The organism is bacterium, from assembly GCA_035371905.1.
Lineage (GTDB): Bacteria > Ratteibacteria > UBA8468 > B48-G9 > JAFGKM01 > JAMWDI01.
On record DAORXQ010000146.1, the window covers coordinates 1 to 3,226 of the forward strand.

The following is a 3,226-nucleotide window of genomic DNA, read 5'->3' on the forward strand; positions in this document are numbered from 1 at the left end:
TTGTTTTAAGTTATAATACGAATAAATTAGTAAGGACAGAAGATGAGAGAGCAAAGAAAATTATAGATGAAGGAAACCAGAGGGCACAAGAATTAATTAAAGAGACACAAAAGATGATAGAAGAAGGGAACAAAAGAACACAGGAGATGATAGAGAGGATGAATATAGCCCACAGAGAAATGCTTGAAAGGATGGATGCGAGAATGGAGAAGATGGATGATACATTGAGGTTTTTAGGCACATTAATAAAATCAGAAGGAGAAAAGACAAGAGAATTAATAAACAAAGTACTTGAGAAAATGCCAGGATGATTAAGAAAGGTTATGACCAAATTAGAGACAAACAGTTTATGATAGATGAAAGTGTAAATATGTTTTAAAATAAATGATTTTAAAATTATTGAAATGAATCTAATAGACAAATTAAAAGAAGTAAGGTGGCAACAAGTTTATTGTTTTAAATGTAAAAAAGAATTTTTGATAAGTAAAAAAACATTGTTTTTATTCTGTTTTTTAAGAATGTGGATAAAATGTCCTTATTGTAAAAGTTCTTTGTGGACACATCCTGCAGGAGATACTCCGTTTATTATATTATGGTCCATAATTATTACTTTTTTAATTATTATATTTCTCATCTTTTTAATTTATGACATCTATCATCACTCTGAAAAATCAAAAAATATCCAAAGTTCCACATTCCTATACTGTAAAAATAGAATTATTTATTGATGGCAAGTTAACTTTAAGAGGGTATTTTTTGGGATTAAAAAGTAAGTAGTTTATATTTAAATACGCGATTAGAATGTGAAATATGAAAAATTATAATTTTAAATCAAAATTAGAAGAAATAGCAATTGAAAAATTTGAAAAAAAACCTCTTTATGGATATGAGAAAATAAAAGTTCTTCAGGTTCCTAATTTCCCTTTACTTGGCAAAGTTGTTTCATTAAGATTTATTGAGTGGCTACAATTAAACCCAGAAGGAGTTATATCTCTTCCAACAGGAAAAACTCCTGAATATTTTATAAAATGGACAAAATTTTATTTAAAAAACTGGAAAGAACTGGAAGTAAAAAAAGAGTTAAATTCATGGGGAATTGATGTTAAAAATAAACCTGATTTGAAAAATTACTGGTTCGTTCAAATGGATGAATTTTATCCAATGGACCCAAAAAGAGAAAACAGTTTTAATTATTATATAAAAAAGTTTTATATTGAAGGTTTTGGATTTAATTCTGAAAAGACAATTCTTATGAATACATGGACTATCGGAGTGAAAGGAGAAAAAAATCTTTCTTATATTTTTCCTGATGGAAAAGTTGACCTTACTCTAAGATATAGAATGCCAAAAAATGAATTAGAAAAAAAACAACAGGAAGCAATTTATGAAATTGATAGATATGCGATGGAATATGAAAGGAAAATTGAGGAACTTGGTGGAATTGGATTTTTTCTTGGCGGAATAGGACCTGATGGACATATAGCATTCAATATAAGAGGGTCTGACCACAATTCTACAACAAGAGTTTTAAAAATTAATTATGAAACAGCGGCAGCTGCTGCAACTGACCTTGGAGGAATTGAAAATTCAAGAGATAAAGCAGTTATGACTATTGGACTTTTAACCATTACCAAAAATCCTACTACTACTGCAATTATTATGGCTGCTGGTGAAAGTAAGGCATCTGTTGTAAGAGATGCTATTGAAAATGAACCTGATATACTTTATCCTGCAACTTCACTTCAGAAATTGGTAGGTGCAAGATTTTATTTAACATCCGGAGCCGCATCTCTTTTGAAAGGAAGAAAAATTGAGAATCTTAAAAAATATAAATCTATTCCTTATTCTGAAAAGGAAAAAATACTTGTGGATATATCCTACAGATTGGATAAGAAGATTACAGATTTAACTATGAATGATATAAAAAATGATATCTATGGTTCTGTTCTGATAGAAAAAGGAGAAATAAGAAATTTAAAAAAAATAATTCTGGAAATAGAAAGTAATTTTAAAAAGAGAATACAGAGAGGAATTCAGGAAATTGAAAATACTACATTTTTACATACTGCACCACATCACGATGACATAATGCTTGGATACTTACCATATATACTTCATCTTGTAAGAAAACCAACAAACTATCATTTTTTTGCAACATTAACGAGTGGTTTTACATCAGTAACAAATAATTATCTGTTTGAACAACTTGAAAATCTTGAAAAATTTATAAAAAATGGAAAATTAAAGAGGTTGATTTCAGAGAAGAAATACTTTTCAAAGGATAATATTACTGGAAGGAATAGAGATATATACAGATACCTTGATGGAGTTGCTGCTCAAAATGAAGAAATAAGGAGAGAGGCAGAAGCAAGGAGAATGTACCGCAATATAGTTGAGATAATAAAAAATGATAAACCAGAAGAAGTTTTAGATAAAGTTTTGTTTCTTAAAAAAGAAATTTTAAAAGCATATCCAGGGAAAAAAGATATTCCTGATATTCAAAAGTTAAAAGGAATGATAAGGGAATGGGAAGAGGAACTTTTATGGGCACATCTTGGGTTCAGTTGTAATAATATTTTTCATTTACGACTTGGATTTTATACAGGAGAAATTTTCACACCTCAACCTGAATGGGAAAGAGATGTAAAACCATTTCTTGAGATTTTAAAAAGAATTAAGCCGGATGTTCTTACGGTTGCTTTTGACCCTGAAGGAACAGGACCTGATACTCACTACAAAGTTCTTCAAATAATTGCTCAATCTGTAAAAAAATATGTTTCAGAGGTAAATAAAAATATAAAAATATGGGGATACAGAAATATATGGGATAGATTTCATCCTTCTGAAGCAAATATTTATGTTCCTGTTTCAATGAATTCAATTGCTATTATGAAAAGTGCTTTTGATATATGTTTTGGTTCACAGAGAAGTGCTTCTTTCCCAAGTTATGAATATGATGGACCTTTTTCTGAACTCGCTGTAAAGATAATGGTACAACAGGGTGGATTTATTAAAGTAATTCTTGGAAGGGATTTTTTTGGTGGAAGTGAGTATGCAAGAATTAGAGCAAGCAGAGGAGTTGTTTTTATTAAAGAAATGGATGTTGATGAATTTCTGACCGAAAGCAGTAATTTGAAGAGTATTATGGAAGATTAAAATTCATTTCCAGTTTTTTATTGCCTCAAGACCGACTTTTAATGATTCATAACCAGCAATTCCATCTACA

Annotated in this window: 2 protein-coding genes; both read left to right on the forward strand. The window is 29.5% G+C overall.

Annotated elements, in window-relative coordinates:
* On the forward strand, window positions 1–311 hold a 311-nt coding region (locus PKV21_09775), incomplete at its 5' end, for a hypothetical protein (protein HOM27774.1).
* 499 nt (window positions 312–810) lie between these two features.
* Entirely contained in the window at window positions 811–3,156 is a 2,346-nt protein-coding gene (locus PKV21_09780) for a glucosamine-6-phosphate deaminase (GenBank protein HOM27775.1), read from the forward strand.
* The last annotated feature ends 70 nt before the right edge of the window (window positions 3,157–3,226 follow it).